The sequence below is a fragment of the Streptomyces sp. NPDC027962 genome, assembly GCF_055566095.1.
In genome coordinates this window covers 20,863-37,563 of record NZ_JBVHTA010000047.1, presented here as the reverse complement: position 1 = coordinate 37,563, position 16,701 = coordinate 20,863, and the positions used below count along the sequence as shown (strand labels likewise).

At 68.7% G+C, this 16,701-nt stretch carries 12 protein-coding genes and 2 pseudogenes; 8 read left to right on the top strand and 6 right to left on the bottom strand.

The genetic code is table 11. The features are described 5' to 3' along the window. Positions 1-39: 39 nt before the first annotated feature. A complete protein-coding gene (locus ACZ4SA_RS31385) occupies positions 40-1,863 on the bottom strand; it encodes a glycoside hydrolase family 15 protein (protein WP_468281222.1) in 1,824 nt (607 codons plus the stop codon). 563 nt (positions 1,864-2,426) lie between these two features. Then, positions 2,427-3,023, bottom strand: coding sequence for a GPP34 family phosphoprotein (locus tag ACZ4SA_RS31380; RefSeq protein WP_468281220.1), 597 nt, complete (start codon positions 3,021-3,023; stop codon positions 2,427-2,429). A gap of 476 nt (positions 3,024-3,499) precedes the next feature. Here ACZ4SA_RS31380 and ACZ4SA_RS31375 point away from each other — a divergent pair, with 476 nt between their 5' ends. Beyond that, positions 3,500-3,679: a hypothetical protein gene (locus tag ACZ4SA_RS31375; protein ID WP_468281218.1), complete on the top strand. Its 180-nt coding sequence runs from the start codon at positions 3,500-3,502 to the stop codon at positions 3,677-3,679. Positions 3,680-3,804: 125 nt separating this feature from the next. On the opposite strand, the pseudogene ACZ4SA_RS31370 reads toward ACZ4SA_RS31375, so the two are convergent. Continuing rightward, positions 3,805-3,888, bottom strand: a pseudogene (locus tag ACZ4SA_RS31370) (DNA-binding response regulator); the annotation flags it as partial. A 134-nt stretch (positions 3,889-4,022) separates the two neighbouring features. Between ACZ4SA_RS31370 and ACZ4SA_RS31365 the strand changes: the two are divergent. Continuing rightward, positions 4,023-5,552 carry a helix-turn-helix domain-containing protein gene (locus ACZ4SA_RS31365; protein ID WP_468281217.1) on the top strand — a complete coding sequence of 510 codons (1,530 nt, stop codon included), beginning with the start codon at positions 4,023-4,025 and terminating at the stop codon, positions 5,550-5,552. Between the two features lie 429 nt (positions 5,553-5,981). Here ACZ4SA_RS31365 and ACZ4SA_RS31360 read toward each other — a convergent pair whose 3' ends face one another. Further along, positions 5,982-6,608: a hypothetical protein gene (locus tag ACZ4SA_RS31360; protein WP_468281216.1), complete on the bottom strand. Its 627-nt coding sequence runs from the start codon at positions 6,606-6,608 to the stop codon at positions 5,982-5,984. A gap of 242 nt (positions 6,609-6,850) precedes the next feature. Continuing rightward, positions 6,851-7,513: an IS3 family transposase gene (locus tag ACZ4SA_RS31355; protein ID WP_468281214.1), complete on the bottom strand. Its 663-nt coding sequence runs from the start codon at positions 7,511-7,513 to the stop codon at positions 6,851-6,853. 28 nt (positions 7,514-7,541) lie between these two features. On the opposite strand from ACZ4SA_RS31355, the gene ACZ4SA_RS31350 reads away from it, so the two are divergent. Further along, complete coding sequence (locus ACZ4SA_RS31350) at positions 7,542-7,682, top strand: hypothetical protein (RefSeq protein ID WP_468281212.1); 141 nt, start codon at positions 7,542-7,544, stop codon at positions 7,680-7,682. A gap of 36 nt (positions 7,683-7,718) precedes the next feature. Here the strand turns inward: ACZ4SA_RS31350 and ACZ4SA_RS31345 are convergent. Then, positions 7,719-8,657: pseudogene (locus ACZ4SA_RS31345) on the bottom strand (glutamate--tRNA ligase); the annotation flags it as partial. Between the two features lie 156 nt (positions 8,658-8,813). On the opposite strand from ACZ4SA_RS31345, the gene ACZ4SA_RS31340 reads away from it, so the two are divergent. Genes ACZ4SA_RS31340 through ACZ4SA_RS31320 form a run of 5 tightly spaced genes read left to right on the top strand, consistent with a single transcriptional unit; the run spans position 8,814 to position 16,701 of the window. Further along, the gene (locus tag ACZ4SA_RS31340; protein WP_468281210.1) at positions 8,814-10,376 is read left to right on the top strand and encodes an amino acid adenylation domain-containing protein; all 1,563 of its coding nucleotides are present in this window, start codon (positions 8,814-8,816) and stop codon (positions 10,374-10,376) included. Between the two features lie 19 nt (positions 10,377-10,395). Next, positions 10,396-11,805 (top strand): citrate/2-methylcitrate synthase, encoded by a 1,410-nt coding sequence (locus ACZ4SA_RS31335; RefSeq protein WP_468281208.1) that lies wholly within the window; start codon positions 10,396-10,398, stop codon positions 11,803-11,805. Next, positions 11,802-14,333, top strand: a complete 2,532-nt coding sequence (acnA, locus tag ACZ4SA_RS31330) for an aconitate hydratase AcnA (protein ID WP_468281206.1) — start codon at positions 11,802-11,804, stop codon at positions 14,331-14,333. The genes ACZ4SA_RS31335 and acnA overlap by 4 nt, the downstream gene beginning before the upstream one ends. Beyond that, entirely contained in the window at positions 14,330-15,706 is a 1,377-nt protein-coding gene (locus tag ACZ4SA_RS31325) for a DUF6025 family protein (protein ID WP_468281204.1), read from the top strand. Before acnA ends, ACZ4SA_RS31325 begins: the two co-directional genes overlap by 4 nt. Continuing rightward, complete coding sequence (locus ACZ4SA_RS31320; RefSeq protein ID WP_468281202.1) at positions 15,703-16,701, top strand: enolase C-terminal domain-like protein; 999 nt, start codon at positions 15,703-15,705, stop codon at positions 16,699-16,701. The genes ACZ4SA_RS31325 and ACZ4SA_RS31320 overlap by 4 nt, the downstream gene beginning before the upstream one ends.

Below are 16,701 nucleotides of genomic sequence, written 5' to 3'. Positions count from 1 at the left end.
GCGAGGCACAGCGCCCGTGGCCTCCGCCACCGGCGCTGTTCAGCCCAGTGCCCGGTCGAGGTTGAACGCCGCGCTGATCAGGGCGAGATGTGTGAACGCCTGCGGGAAGTTGCCGCTCTGCTCGCCGGTGCGACCGATTTCCTCCGCGTACAACCCGAGATGGTTGGCGTACGTGAGCATCTTCTCGAAGGCCAGCTGGGCCTCCTCCAGGCGTCCGGCGCGGCTGAGGGCCTCGACGTACCAGAAGGAGCAGATCGAGAACGTCCCTTCCTCGCCCCGCAGTCCGTCCGGGCTGGCCTGCGGGTCATATCGGTAGACCAGGGAGTCGGAGACCAATTCCTCGCCCAGTGCGTCCAGCGTGGAGAGCCACTTCGGATCCGTCGGGGAGATGAACTTGGCCAGCGGCATCATCAACACGGAGGCATCGAGGACGCTGTCTCCGTAGTGCTGGAGGAAAGCCTTCCGATCGGCCGACCAGCCGCGGTTCATGATCTGACGGTAGATCGTGTCGCGCGTGCCGCCCCAGCGCGCCAGGTCGGCCGGCAACCCGCGGCGCTGAGCCAAGCGCATCGCCCGCTCGATCGCCACCCAGCACATCAGTCGCGAGTACAGGAAGCTCTTGCGCCCGCCACGGGTCTCCCATATGCCCTCGTCGGGCTGGTCCCAGTTGTCGCGGACCCAGTCGACCAGAGCACAGACGGTGTCCCAGTGCGCGCTGGATATCGGCTCCCCCCACTTGTCGTAGAGATAGATCGAGTCGATGAGGGCGCCGTAGATGTCCAGTTGCAGTTGGCCGACCGCGTCGTTGCCCACGCGCACGGGGGCAGAGCCTTGATAGCCCTCGAGGTGGGACAGCTCACGCTCCGGCAGATCGCGGCTGCCGTCGATGCCGTACATGATCTGCAAGGGGCTCGTTCCGCAGTCGGAGAGCTGGGCGAACTCGATCAGGAAACGCATGAACGCCTGTGCTTCCTCGGTGAAGCCGAGCCGGAGAAGCGCGTAGACGCAGAAAGCCGAGTCGCGGATCCAGACGTAGCGGTAGTCCCAGTTCCGTTCGCCACCGATGTGCTCGGGCAGACTCGCTGTCGGCGCAGCGACGATGGCGCCGGTCGGCACATAGGTGAGCAGCTTGAGCGTCAGTGCAGAGCGGTGCACCATCTCGCGCCAGCGGCCGCGGTAGCGCGACGTGGACAGCCACCGTCGCCAGTACCGGACGGTGGCCTGGAACTGTTCCTCCGCCTCGGCCAGAGCGCAGGACCGGGGGGGCACCGCGCCCCCGACGCGGTCGAGCGCGAAGACCGCGCTCTCGCCTTCGTGGAGCTTGAAGAGCGACCATACGTCCCGGCCGTCGTTCTCCACCGGCACACTGGACGTCAGCGCGAGGGAGAGTGAGGCCGACTCGAAGACCGGAATGCCCTGCTCGGTGCGGACGGTATGCGGCTCCGTTGCGTACCCGAACCGGGGTGAGACGTGGGCGCGGAAGGGCAGTGAACCTCGGACGCAGACCACTCTGCGGATCAGCCGGTGCCGGTCTGCCTCACGTGAGGCGTCGACAATCGGCATGAAGTCCTGGATCTCGGCCACGCCGTCATCCGCGAAAAAGCGGGTGATGAGCACATTGGTGTCGGGGAAGTAGAACTGCTTCGTGCGGGCCGGCATATCCGGCGCGAGCTCGAAGCTCCCGCCCTTCTCGGCGTCGAGGATCGAGGCGAAGACACTGGGAGCGTCGAAGCGGGAGCAGCAGTACCAGTCGACCGTGCCGTTCGTTCCGACGAGAGCGGCACTGCGCAGATCTCCGATCAGCCCGTGTTCCGAGACCGGCAGGTATCGGCGGGTGCCAATGCTCCCGGGGCTGCGCGCCACGCGGGGGACCTCTCCGCCTCTGTGAACCTCAGCGGGCACGAGTGCCTCCCTCCGCCGGAGGGGAGTATCGAACTATCAGCTCATTTCATAGTAAGGTGCTCACTCTGCTCAGAGTCATGTCTGCGTCCGCGCCGGATGGCCGTGCCGCAATCACCCCGCCGGTGCGCGCGGGGCACGCTCTCCTGGGATCGCGGACGAGCCGTACGAGAGCACTCGTGATCCGCTTCTTCGCAGATGTACCGAACCGGGGCCGCGCACCCCAGGGCGTGACCGGCGGATGCGTCAGCGCGTGGTGATCACCATGCGGAAGCGTGCGGAGCCGGAGAGCATCTTCCGGTACGCCGCCGGCCACCCGCGCGGCTCGACATTTACTCGTCCCTTCTCGTTCCGGTTCGGTTCCGGGCCGGGCCGCCGGTTGTGCACAGGCCCCAGTGCACCGCCGTCGAACACGGCAGGGCCACCGGGCCATACCGTCGGTTGGTGACCCACAGCAGCCGACCCGTGCGCTCACGTATCCGTTTCTGCCGGGCAGGCAGCTCTCGGCCAGTGCACGGGGTGCGTCATCAGAACCCACGCCAGACGTTGTCGAATGCGTCCTGCTCGATGCTCCGCCGTTGCCGAACGGCCTCGAGTTCCACCAGCGCGTCGTTGACAGCGGCCAGTACAAGCGCCGCGTCGTCGGCCACCTCCGGCGAATCGCCTGTCTGCTCCCCACGGAGGCCGACGGATTCCCCGAGGACGACGAGGGCAGGCTCGCCGGACGTCCAGCGCTCCGTCGCCTGACGGCGAGCGGGCGAATCGGCCAGGACCGATTGACCGCTCCCGGAGCGACGCCCGCGTCCGCGCAGCCGGATGAGCAGTCCCTCGGCCTCGAAGGCGGCGGTGTAGGCCCCAGCCAGGGCGTCACCTCTGCGCCAGAGCCAGTCGCTGACCGACTCGTACGGCTCTTCCCTGATCAGCGAGGCGGCGGCCTCGCCCAAGAGGCGATCACCCGGTGCCAACTCGTCGATCGGCACGACGCGATCGTCGTCCAGTCCGATGACCCGGGACTCGAGCAGGTCGATCAGCTCGGCTCCTGCGAGTGCGAGCGACAGGTTGCCCGATTCCACTGGCTGGCCGGAAGCCATGACAACGATCAGCAGGTTCCGCGGTGTGGTCATGAAAGGCTTCACGTCCAACGTCTCGGCATCCAGGATGCCTCGTGAGGGGACCGGTTTTCCGGCCGCCGGCATGGCCAGGCTCTGCAGCCAGCAGTGGCCTTACTGCTCCTGAGCGGAGGCCACCCGCCGTCCACGAGCTTACGGAGCGCGGGTGGCGCCTGCATCCGCGCGCAGGCGCTCGCCCGGAGAGCGACCGAGATGGACCGTGCCCACCCCACCTTGACCCGGCCTCGCCGTCAGCCGGTAACGATCGACACGGCGAGGGTCGCCCTCCCGTATCCGCTGCGTGCAGGAGGGAAATCTGTCTGCGGGTGCGACGGCGGCGTGGTCCGTGCGGCCCGGTTCCCGCCGGGGATGATGGCGGCCACCTCACGTTTTGTCTCTGCCCGGATCACGGCGGCCTGCTTCTCGGCCTTCGCACGCGGGACTTCGGACTCCCGGACGCGTTCGGCCTCGAAACCCGGGGCGCGCTTGTCGTGCTCCCTGCCGAGGCTCGGGACGTCTTCCGTGCCGCAGTCGGGGCCGACGACGGCACATGGGCGCGGGAGTGCGGCTGGGCCCTGTCGGTCGCGCTGCTGGAGCGCCGGCACCACCGGGAGACGAACCCGCGCATGGCCGACATCGCGCGACACGTCATGGCCGAGCAACTGGGCTGACGACCGGTCGCGCGGCGCCGGCGCGACGGCGGCGGGGCCCTGCACCTCTCCGAGGTGCAGGGCTTTGCGCCCTGCACGCGTGACCTTGGCCGACGGCCCCGGCGGCGGGCTGCCGAAGCCGCCGCTCAGGCTCGGAGGTACGTGAGCACCGCCAGCACCCGCCGGTGCGTCGCGTCCGCCGGAGGCAGGTCGAGTCTGGCCCGGACGGCCTGCCCCCTGCCCGCGGTGGCCGGTGCCCGGCGGGTGCGCCGACCATCGAGGCAGAGTCTGTGCATGACCGGGTGTCACCCGAACGGCTTAACCCGGCTCAGTCACATCTCATATGTGAGATAGCCTTCCAGCCATGGCAGACGACTACCTCGCACGCATCGGCCAGCTCATCCGTGACGCCCGCCAGCATCGTGGCTGGACACAGACGCAGCTCGCCGACGCGCTCGGCACCAGCCAGAGCGCGGTGAACCGTATTGAGCGCGGCAATCAGAACATCAGTCTTGAGATGATCGCCCGCATCGGTGAAGCGCTGGACAGTGAGATCGTCTCTCTCGGTTACGCGGGTCCCATGCACCTGCGCGTGGTCGGCAGGCGCCGGCTCTCGGGCTCCATCGACGTCAAGACGAGCAAGAACGCCTGCGTGGCCCTGCTGTGCGGCTCGCTGCTCAACAAGGGGCGTACGGTGCTGCGCCGCGTCGCCCGTATCGAGGAGGTCTACCGGCTGCTGGAGGTACTCAACTCCGTCGGCGTACGGACCCGTTGGATCAACGAGGGCCGTGACCTGGAGATCGTGCCGCCGGCCGGGCTCGACATGGACGCGATGGACGTGGAGGCCGCCCGCCGGACCCGTTCCATCATCATGTTCCTCGGCCCCCTGCTGCACCGGATGGACAACTTCCGGCTGCCGTACGCCGGAGGCTGCGACCTCGGAACGCGGACCATCGAACCGCACATGATCGCGCTGCGCCGCTTCGGCCTGGACATCACCGCCACCGAGGGCATCTACCACGCGGTGGTGGACCGCTCCGTCTCGCCCACCCGCCCGATCGTGCTGACCGAGCGCGGCGACACCGTCACCGAGAACGCCCTGCTGGCCGCCGCCCGGTACGACGGCGTGACCGTCATCCGCAACGCGTCCTCCAACTACATGGTTCAGGACCTGTGCTTCTTTCTCGAGGCGCTCGGGGTCAAGGTCGAGGGCGTCGGCTCGACGACACTGACCGTGCACGGCGTACCCCACATCGACGTGGACGTCGACTACTCCCCCTCCGAGGACCCGGTCGAGGCGATGAGCCTGCTCGCCGCGGCGGTCGTCACCGAGTCGGAGCTGACGATCCGCCGGGTGCCGATCGAGTTCCTCGAGATCGAGCTGTCGGTGCTCGAGGAGATGGGCCTCGACCACGACCGCACCCCCGAGTACGCCGCGGACAACGGCCGGACCCGGCTGGTGGACCTGACGGTACGGCCCTCCAAACTCGAGGCCCCGATCGACAAGATCCACCCGATGCCCTTCCCCGGCCTGAACATCGACAACGTGCCGTTCTTCGCGGCGATCGCGGCCGTTGCCCAGGGCCAGACGCTGATCCACGACTGGGTCTACGACAATCGCGCCATCTACCTCACGGACCTCAACCGCCTCGGCGGCCGCCTCCAGCTGCTCGACCCCCACCGCGTCCTCGTCGAGGGCCCGACGCGTTGGCGCGCCGCGGAGATGATGTGCCCGCCGGCCCTGCGCCCGGCGGTGGTCGTCCTGCTGGCGATGATGGCGGCCGAGGGCACCTCGGTACTGCGCAACGTGTACGTCATCAACCGCGGTTACGAGGACCTGGCTGAGCGGCTGAACTCGGTGGGGGCGCAGATCGAGATCTTCCGCGACATCTGACCGGCGGGGTGTCGTGCCCCTCGGTGGCAAGGGGCACGACACCCCTAAATGCCTGACGACCTGCGGTTACACCCTTTCTCGGCCTTCCGTTGATCACCGCTGTCTTTCATCACCTTGTGCAACGCGTGTGCAAGATGATCTTGAATAGGTAACGATGCATCAGGAATACCTGATTGCCCGTCAACCTTCACGGAGAGTCTGTCCACCGGCCGTCCACCGGTGGCGCTGCCAGCGACCCCACCAGGGCGACCTGAGTTGAGCTAACTGCGCCGGGTCACCCCGTTCCAAGCGACGAGCACCGGTGACTGTCGGACCTCTACAAAGTGCTCCACCGTCATTGTTGAGCGCCCTGACCACCCCTTGTCTCCGACATGCACGGTGAACGGGGTGATCGCAGGTCAATCCGGGCGGCGCTGCGCGGTCAGAGCATTAGTCGTGGACCGTAGCGCCGCTGAACCATTCGCGTGCCACTGCTTCACTTCGAGGGCTAAGCGGAGTCACGAAGACGACGGCGAGACGCCTGATGGCTCGGGAACAGCAGACGTAGAAGAGGTTGCGGGAGCGGATGGCCCGTTCCTTGCGGTGGTCGTCTCCGGTGAGCATGCGGTCGACGTTGAACTGGTTCCATGCGCTGTCGTCGATCATGACCACGACGTTCTCGTACTCGTCGCCTTTAACCCCATGCTGGGTGGAGAAGGGAGTGAGCTCGTTGCGGTATTGGGTGAGCCGGACGACCTCCTGGTAATTGACGGCGCGCAGGCTGGCCGCGAAGTCGACGTCTCTTTGAGCACGTTCGTCGAGGCCCTCCGCGCCGATGGTGCGTTCGATGGACTTGACCCTGCCCGGCGGAGTGATCAGCTTGGCGCGGGTAACGGCGTCGAGGACGTCGCCGACGGTGCCGGTGGCCCGGACTGCGGTGATCTCCTGGAGTATGTCGTTGATCTTGGCTTTGTCCGAGTGCTTGCGGATGGTGAGGGGCCCTGTGCCAAGGAGGGTGGTGAGGTGGGCGTACTCCTGGGCTTCGTAGGCGGCGCACAGCTCCTCGATGGTCTTCATGAACTGGGCGTAGGGCTCAGTTCCCTCCAGAAGGTCGTCCCTCCCATGGCTTCCTCGTTTGCTGTAAAGCTGAAGGAGGTTGGAGTAGCCATGGGCGGCTGCGGTGCGTCAGGCTCAGGTACTTGACGCCCTTCGCGGGCCAGCCGCAGGTTTCGAGCACTGCCCGAGCCCGCTGGACCGGGTTCTCGTCCTCAGCGCCGGGCTGAGCTGCCCCGGCTTTTGCAGAGTCCGATCTTGATGGTTCAGGCGGACTGCAGGACTTGCTCCTGGCTCCGCCAGAAGGCTTGCTCGTACTCGGCGGGCGGTAAGTAGTCGAGTGCGGAGTGGAGGCGTTCTTCGTTGTACCACGTGATCCATTGGAAGATCGCCCGCTCGACCTGGTCGACGTCCTTCCAGGGGCCCTGCATCTCGATGAGCTCGGCCTTGAAGGTGCCGTTCAGGGCCTCGGCCATCGCGTTGTCATACGAGTCCGCGACCGAGCCGACCGACGCTGAGGCGCCGATGTCGGACAGCCGGTCGGTATACCGAATTGACACGTATTGCGACCCACGGTCGCTGTGATGAACGAGGCCGGAGTCCTTCTTGATCCTCCGTCTCCACAGCGCCATCTCCAGGGCGTCCAGCGGAAGTTCGGTCCGCATGTGGTTCGCGACCTGCCAGCCGACGATCGTCCGTGAGTACACGTCCAGGACGAATGCCACGTATGCCCAGCCGGACCAGGTGCGGACATAGGTCATGTCCGCCACCCAGAGCTGGTCGGGCCGGGAGGCGGTGAAGTCGCGGTCGACCAGGTCCGGCGGGCGGGGTGCCGACGGCTCCGGGATGGTGGTGCGGCGCCGCCGGCCACGGATGACGCCCTCGATGCCGAGCTCGGCCATCAGCCGCTCGACGGTGCAGCGGGCCACCTCGTGGCCCTTGCGCCGAAGGGCGCGGGTGGAACAGGTCCGAGACCGGGCGAAAACCCCGGCCCGGGACAACCACTCCGCCTACACCGCACTCGCCCGCTTCGACACCACACACTTCGCCGCCGCCTGGTCCAGTCTCCTGGTCCAGACGGCGGCGCCATCGATCTGATGCTGTGGGCCTCGCCCTCACTGGGCGGGGCCGTCGTCAGCCGGCGAGCTTCGCCAGCGCCACATCCAGCCGGGCCAGCGTCCGCTCACGCAGCTCCAGCGACTCGAACAGCGGCAGTCCGACCGTCCGCCCGGTCACCGCGACCCGCACCGGAGCCTGCGCCTTGCCGAGCTTCAGGCCGTGCCCGGCGGCGACCTCCTCCAACACCGTCTTCAGCAACTCCGTGTCCCACTCCGCCACCGCGGCATACCGCTCACGGCAGTCCTTGACGATGGCCTCGGCCCCGGACTTCATCGCCTTCGTCCACGACACCTCGTCCTCCGGCGTCTCCTCCAGGAAGTACCAGTCCACGTACTTCGTGATCTCGCTCAGCACCGTCAGCCGGGTCTGCGCCAGCTCCGCAAGCGTCGCGAAGGCCGCCGCGTCGTACGCCTCCGGCTTCCACGGCGCGTACGGAGCGGTCAGCCACGGCACGCACGCCTCGGCGAACGCCTCCGGGGCCATCGCCCGGATGTACTCCCCGTTGAACGCCGCCAGCTTCTTCACATCGAAGAACGCCGACGACCCGCTGACATCCTTGACCCGGAACAGCCGCTCCAGCTCCTCGAACGGCCGGATCTCGATGTCCCCGCCCGGACCCTACCCGAGCAGCATCAGGTAGTTCAGCATCGCCTCCGGCAGGTACCCCTCGGCGATGTAGTCCTCAAGCGCGACCTTGTCCCGCCGCTTCGACAGCTTCTGCCGCTTCTCGTTCACGATCACCGGCAGGTGCGCCCACACCGGCGGCGTCGCCCCCAGTGCCTACCACAGCAGCTGCTGCTTCGGCGTGTTCGACAGGTGCTCCTCACCCCGGATGACCTGGTTGATGCCCTCGTCGAGATCGTCGACCATGTTGGCGATCAGAAACACCGGCGAGCCGTCCCCACGCGCGATCACGAAGTCCTCGATCGCGGCGTTCGGGAACGACGGCTCCCCACCCCTGAGCACTTACGAAGAGGCAACGGCCGTTTTCGAAGATCCTCGTCGTTTTCGGGTTAAGGGTGTTTGAAGGGTTTGCGCTCAAAACCATCCCGCTGTCGAACGCTGTTACTAGCGTCGTCCGAGTCCAGCCACCGATGAGTTCGGAGCGACATGACAGCAGCACTGGACTTGCGCCTGGGTGCCGGCTTCCTCCACCACGCGCACGTCATGCCCGACCGCGTCGCTCTGACCATCGGCCGCCGCGACTACACCTACGAAGAGGCCACGATCACCGCACGCCGGTGGGCCGCCGCGCTGTTCGAGGCGGCCGCCGGCCGTCCCCGCCGTGTCGGCGTCTTCGCCCACCGCAGCGAGGCGTCCTACCTGGGCGTCGCCGCCGCGTTGTTCGCGGGCGCCGCGTTCGTACCGCTGAACCGGAGATTCCCGGCCGAGCGCACTCGCTCCATGCTTGAGCGTGCCGACGTCGACGCGTTGATCGTCGACGCCGCGTCACTCCCCGGTCTCGCCCGGTTGTTGAAGGACCTGCCACGCAAGCCGGTCGTGCTGCTGCCGGACGTCGCGGCAGGCCAAGCCGGCGACCTCGGAGACGTGGTGGTGCGGGACGCGATGGACCTCGCCGTGGCCGCGCCGCTGGAGCAGCTCCCTGACGTCGCCCCCGACGACATCGCGTACCTTCTCTTCACCTCAGGCAGTACCGGCGTCCCGAAGGGCGTCCCGGTGACTCACGGCAACGTGCGCGCGTTCCTCGACGCCAACCAGGAGCGGTACCGGCTGACCCCCGACGACCGGCTCACCCAGACCTTCGACCAGACCTTCGACCTGTCGGTCTTCGACCTCTTCATGGCCTGGGAGAACGGCGCCCGGCTGTGCTCGATGGAACCCATCGAACTCCTGGCACCCTTCAAGTTCCTCGACCGCAACGGGATCACGGTGTGGTTCTCCGTGCCTTCCGTGGCCGCTCTCCTGCGCAATCGCGGTGTGCTCCGGCCGGGCACCATGCCCACGCTGCGCTGGAGCCTGTTCTGCGGTGAGGCGCTGCCCCGCGCCACCGCCGAGGCCTGGCAGGCGGCCGCCCCGCAGTCGGTGGTGGAGAACCTGTACGGACCGACCGAGCTCACCATCGCCTGTACGGTTCACCGCTGGGATCCGGTGACCAGCCCCGCGGCCTGCGTGCACGGCAACGTACCGATCGGCCGTCCCTACCCGGGCCTCAGACCCCTCGTGGTGGACGACGAACTCCGCCCCGTACCGGACGGGGAGACCGGCGAGCTCTGCATGGCCGGGAAACAGGCCACCCCCGGATACTGGCGGGCCCCCGAGATCACCGCCGAACGCTACTTCGTGCACCAGGGCCAGACCTATTACCGCACGGGAGACCTGGTTCGGCTGCAGGACGGCGAGTACGTCTGCCTCGGCCGCAACGACCAGCAGGTCAAGGTCGGTGGCCACCGCGTGGAACTGGGTGAGATAGAGGCCGTGCTGCGCGGCGCAGGCGCCGTCGAGGCGGTCGCCCTGCTGTGGCCGGACCCCGACACGATCACCGCCGTGGTCTCCGGCGCCACGGACCCCGTCGCGCTGGCCGAGGCCTGCGAGGCCGCCCTTCCCTTCTACATGACTCCGTCCTCCGTGCACATCGTCGAGGAGATGCCGGTCAACGGCAACGGCAAGATCGACCGTGGCGCGCTGCGCAACAGGCTTGACGAAGGCCTCTGACCTCAACCGAAGGGAAATCGTGAGCAACGTCGACCAGCTCATTGCCCGGACCCTCGGCATCACCGATGGCCGTGTCACGGACGGGCTCGAATACCAGTCGGTCAGGGAGTGGGACTCGCTCGGTCATGTCTCGCTGATGGTCGCCATCGAGCAGGAGTACGGTGTCGAGGTCGACGACGACCTGACGCTGAAGCTCCGTTCGGTCGCTGCCATCCGCGAGTTCGCCGCCGCCCTTGCCGATCGGACCGCCACCGAGGAGAAGGAGGACGCCGCGGGCACGAGCGAGCCGCACCAGCGCCGCACCATACACCGCGGCCTGGAGGGCGTCGTCTTCGACCAGACCGCCATCACGCACATCGACGGCGCCGAGGGGATTCTCGAGTACCGCGGGTACAGCATCCACGAGCTGGCCGAACACGCGTCCTTCGAGGAGGTCGCCTACCTGCTGGTGCACGGTGAACTCCCCGACGCCGCAGCCCTGAAGACCTTCGAGAAGCAACTGCGCGCCGCACGCGAGCTGCCCGCCCCTGTCCTCGACCTCGTCCGCTCCCTCGCGCACGCCCATCCCATGGAAGTGCTGCGCACCTGCGTGTCCGCGCTCGGGTCGTTCGGCATGCATAGGGTCCCCGGCACCGACGAAGGCCATGCCGAGGCACGCGAGATCGGCATCTCGCTGATTGCCCGCATACCGATGATCGTCGCGGCCCACCACGCCTACCGCAGTGGCCGCGAGCCCGTTCCGCCGACCGACAACGCCACCCACGCCGAGGCGTTCCTCAGCGTTCTGCTCGGTGAGCGGCCGTCGCCGGCTGCGGTGCGGTTCATCGACAAGGGCTTCATCGTCCACGCCGACCACAGCTCCAACGCCTCCGCGTTCACCACCCGTGTCGCCATCGGCTGCCGCGCCGGAATGACAGCCGCGATCACCGCCGCCGTCGCGGCCTTCGCCGGGTCCGTGCACGGTGGCGCCGCCGAACGCGTCGTCGGTCTCATCGACCAGGTCGGCTCCCCGGAGCGAGCCGAAGCCCATGTCGCGGCGCTGCAGAGCCGAGGCGAGCCGGTGATGGGCTTCGGCCATCGCGTCTATCGGACCGAGGACCCCCGGGTCCGTCATCTGCGGCGCATGGTCGTCGAGCTGAGCGCAGAGCGGGGCGACACCACGGGCCTCGACATTCTCGACGCCGTGACCGTCGCTATGCGTCCCTACAGCCGCCATGGCGTCGCCGCCAACGTGGACCTCTATGCCGGGCTCGCCTACCGGCTGCTCAGTCTGCCCGACGACTTGGCCGTGCCGCTCTTCGTCATCGGCCGGGCCCCCGGCTGGGTCGCCCAAGCGCTCGAGCAGCAGTCCAACAACGTGCTGATCCGGCCGCTGCTCGCCTATGTGGGCCCGCATGGGCGGACGTACCGGAAGGTGGACGAGCGATGAGCCCCAGGAAGTCGTCGGCGACCTCGCTGCCCGAATTCGCCGCGACACATGACTTCGATCTGAACGCTGTCCCGTACACCGGGCGCGTCCTGCTCGAGTCCCTGCTGCGGGGCGGCGACCCGTCGCGGGCCGCCGTTCTCGGCGCGCGCCTCGCACGCGGTGAGGAGCCGGGGCTGGAGATGCCGTTCCGTCCCGCCCGTATCCTCGTGCAGGACTACACGGGCATCCCCCTGCTCGTCGACCTTGCAGCTCTGCGCGACCGCGTCGCCCGTCCCTCCGAGGTCAACCCCGCGCTGCCCGTCGACGTCGTCGTCGACCACTCCGTGCAGACCGACTGGGCGGGCCGTCCGGACGCGCTCGGCCTCAACGAGGCGCTGGAGATGTCCCGCAACCGCGAGCGCTACGCGTTCCTGAAGTGGGCCGAGGGGGCGTTCGACGGGCTGCGTGTCATCCCGCCAGGCCACGGCATCGTGCACCAGGTCAATCTGGAACAGCTCGCCACCGTCGTCGCCGAGGGCCCGGACGGCACCCTTCTTCCCGACACCGTGCTCGGCACCGACAGCCACACCACCATGGTCAACGGCCTCGGCGTGCTCGGCTGGGGCATCGGCGGCCTGGAGGCGGAGGCCCAGATGCTGGGCCTCGCCCAGCCGATCCGCATCCCTCAGATCGTCGGCGTCCGCCTCACCGGCGCGGTGAGCCCGGGCACCTCGCCCACCGACGTGGTGCTCGCGCTGACCCGTCGGCTGCGCCAGGAGGACGTACGCGCCCTGATGCTGGAGTTCACCGGCCCGGGCGTCTCGGAGCTCACCGCACCCGACCGCTGCACCATCGCCAACATGGCTCCCGAGTACGGCGTCATGTCCGCGTACTTCCCCGTGGACGAGGAGACCCTGTACTACCTGCGGCGCACAGGGCGCAGCGAAGCCCAGGTGAGCCGGGTCCGGGAGTACTGCAAGCGTCAGCGGATGCTGCGCGACGGGACCCAGCCCGTCTTCGGGCGGACCATCGACTTCGACCTCGGTGAGGTCGGCCCGGGTCTTGCCGGACCAAGCCGCCCCGACCAGCGGATCTCCCTCGGCGAGTTGCCCGCCTCCTTCGCGGCCCTCCACCCCGGCGAGATCCGCACCGAGGGGAACGTCCGCGACGGAGACCTGGCCATCGCCGCCATCACGTCCTGCACCAGCACCTCCAACCCGAAGGCGATGCTGGCCGCCGGACTGCTCGCCCGCCGCGCGGTCGAGCGAGGCCTGAGGGTGCCCTCGCACGTCAAGACCAGCCTCTCGCCCGGCTCCCGCGCAGTCACCCGGTACCTGGCCGGCTCCGGGCTGCTCGCCGACCTCGAAGAACTGGGTTTCCATGTCACCGGGTACGGCTGCATGAGCTGCAACGGCGGCAGCGGCCCGCTCAACCCCGGGGTCGTCGAAGCGGTGGGCCACGCGGGCCTCACGGTGGCCGCCGTGCTGAGCGGCAACCGGAACTTCGAGTCCCGCGTCCACACCCAGGTCCGTGCCAGCTACCTCGCCTCCCCGGCCCTCGTGGTCGCCCTGGCCCTGTCGGGCACTGTTCTCACCGACCTGGAGACCGAGCCACTCGGCACGGACGACAACGGCCGGCCGGTCCACCTCCGGGATCTGTGGCCGCACAACGGTGAACTGCGAGAGCTGGAGGACCAGTACGTCACCCCGGAGATGTTCGGGCACGACGACGTGCACGGCGCGGCCTGGGAGGCGATCACCGCGTCGGACGACGAGGTGTACGCCTGGGACGAGACCTCCACGTACATCCGGCCCCCCGCGTACGTCGATGCCGCCCCCCGTCTCGGCTCGATGACCGGAGCCCGTGTCCTCCTGGCACTCGGCGACGACATCACCACCGACCACATCTCACCGGTCGGCGCCATCCCGGGACAATCGCCCGCCGGCCGGCACCTCGTCGAGCACGGCGTCCACGACCTCAACTCCTACGGGTCGCGCCGCGGCAACCACGAAGTGATGGCCCGTGGCACCTTCAGCAACCCCCGACTGCGCAACCTGCTGGTCGGCGAGGGCGACAGCGAAGGCACCACGCTGCACCTCCCGAGCGGCACCCGTCTGCCGGTCTTCGACGCCGCCCGACGCTACGCCGAAACCGGCACCCCCGTGGTCGTGCTGGCCGGCCGCAACTACGGCATGGGATCGTCCCGCGACTGGGCGGCCAAGGGACCCTGGATGCTCGGTGTCCGGGCCGTCCTCGCGGAGAGCTTCGAGCGCATCCACCGCGCCAACCTGTGTGCCATGGGCATCCTGCCGCTGCTCCTGCCCACCGGGCACAGCTGGGCCGACCTCGATCTCTGCGGCCGCGAGGACTTCGCGCTGGACCTGGACCGAGTACGGGAGACCGGTGAGGTGCGGGTCACCGCCGACGCGAGGGAATTCGTAGTGCGCGCCGATGTGCAGTCGGCGGGCGAATGGGACGTCCTGCTGGCCGGAGGCACGCTGCCGTACCTGCTTCGGCAGATGCGCGCGCAGGAGGACACGCCCTCATGACGCACATTCTCGATCAGCTCGGCCTGCGCCCGGCCGCCGACGCCGACGCTCTCGCCGCTGGAGCGAAGACTTTCGTCCCGGTACACGTCGGCACCCGTGATGTTCCCATCGGCGCCCTTCTCGACGCGCTCGACACCGACCCGACGCTGCTGCCACCGCGCACCGGGCACCTGGGCAACTGGGACGACATCGCCGCCGGCAGGTCGGGACCGATGGACTTCAACACCGCCATCTGCGGCGGCGGACACGGCTATCCGCTGATCTACGGCTTCACCCGTACCGAGGCCGACACGGAGGGCGGCGACGCGGCGTACCAGCCCGGTTCGCTCATCGTCGAGGGCAAGCGGCACATCCTCCCGCTGCACACATGGGACGGCACTCGCTTCGTTCGCCGCGACCGCGGCAAGCCCCTCTTCTGCCCCTTGGTGCAAGCCGAGGTGGACGGGCAGCTGGTCCCGCTGGTCGACCTGCACTGGCAGCGGATGCTGGCCCTGCCCGGGTACCGATTCCGGCAGTGGGCTGCCGCACTCGTGGACAACGCCCCGCTCGTCACCGACATGCTCACCCTCCTTCTGGAGCGGGCGGGAGCACAGGGCCGCAACCAGGCGTTCGCCGAACTGGTCAGCCAGTCCGTACGTCTGGACGGTGAGGTAGGCCGCTGCGATCTGCGGCCGGACGGCGCCGGCTACGTCCTCGACGGCCACCGCTATCCCTCGGCACGCTCCCTGGCCGAGGCGACCATGCTCACGGTGCACGCGCTGGTGGAACCGGCGAAGTTCTTCACGCGGCTGCCCGAGCTGCCCCCGGTACTGCCGGTGATGTCGCTCCAGCTCACCAACGTGCTGTTCACGCTGCTCGACACGCACCATCCGGACGCCCCGGCCGGTCCGCCCGAGAGCCCGTTCATCACCCACCTCCACTGGGGTGCCCGGGCCATGGCCGGTTGCCCGCCCCGGCGTGGCGGCTATCTGTCCCGGCGCTCCACGGTGCGGTCCCTGCGCGCCATCACCGACCCGCTGGTCGAGAACTTCGACGCCGCCAACCCGGTGGCCTTCGTGCTGCTGCCCGCCCAGGCCTTTATGCTCTGCCCACCGAGCACGTCGCCGCGCGACGCCGAAGTTCTCGGTGAGCTGTTCCGGCGGCTACGGGCGTCACATCGCGAGTCGGCCTTCGACACGACTCTGACCTGGCTGGACGGAAACCGCGACCAGCTGTCGGAGTACCTGCGGGGACGCTTCCGCAGCGGCAGCGGAGTGCCCGGCGACGACGTCCTGCGCGACCCCGCCGTGCTCATCGAGCCCGAGGGCTTCCGGGCACTGACGTTCCGACAAGCCTGCGGTGCCGTCGCCGCCTTCGAGGAGGCGCTGGGATGAAGCTCGCCCACCGGCAGATCGTCATCGGTCTGAGGCGGCCGTTCGCCAGCAACACCGGCGTCACCACCGAGGTACGCCAGGGCATTGTCGAGATCGACTGGCAGGGTCTGCGCGGCTACGGGACCGCCCGCGGCGCCGACAGGGCCGAACTCGACGCCTGCGCACCGCTGCTCGAGGGAACCACTCCGCACGGATTGCGCCATGCGCTGGACCGGCTCAGCTGGGTGAGCCCCACGACCCGGTCCGCCGTCGATATGGCGCTGCACGACCTGCTCGGCAAGGCCGGCGGGCAGCCGCTGTACCGGCTCCTCGGGCTCGACGGTCTGCCCGTCGCGCCCACCGCGGTCTCCATCGGCGCCGGCACCGACGACGAACTGAGGCAGAAGGCACGCCAGTTGCGGGACTGGCCGATCCTGAAACTGAAGCTCACCCCCGAGGACGACGGAAGCCGGGCCGGAATCCTTCGCTCGGTGTACCACGGCCGCATCCGCGTCGACGGCAACGGCTCATGGACTCCCGACCAGGCCCTGCGCGTTGCGGAGGAGTTGCACCGGCACGGCGTCGAACTGCTGGAGCAGCCCGTGGCCCCCGGCACGCTCGACGACCTCCAGTACGTGCACGAGCGATCCCCGGTGCCCGTCTTCGCCGACGAAGACTGCAACGGACCCGAGGACGTGCTGCTGCTCCGCGGCCGCGTGAGCGGCATTAACATCAAGCTGCTCACATGCGGCGGCCTGGCCCACGCGCAGGAGATGCTCGCCCTCGCCCGGGCCTGCGGCCTGAAGACCATACTCGGCTGCAAGGTCGAGAGCGTCCTCGGCACCACAGCCATGGCGCATCTGGCCGGCCTCGCCGACCACCTCGACCTCGACGGGCCCCTCGGCCTCCTCGACGACCCGTTCACCGGCGTACGAATCACCCGTGGCGCCCTCACTCTGCCCGCGGCGCCCGGCATCGGTGCCGCCCCTGTCCACGCAACCCCGGGAAAGGCCTGA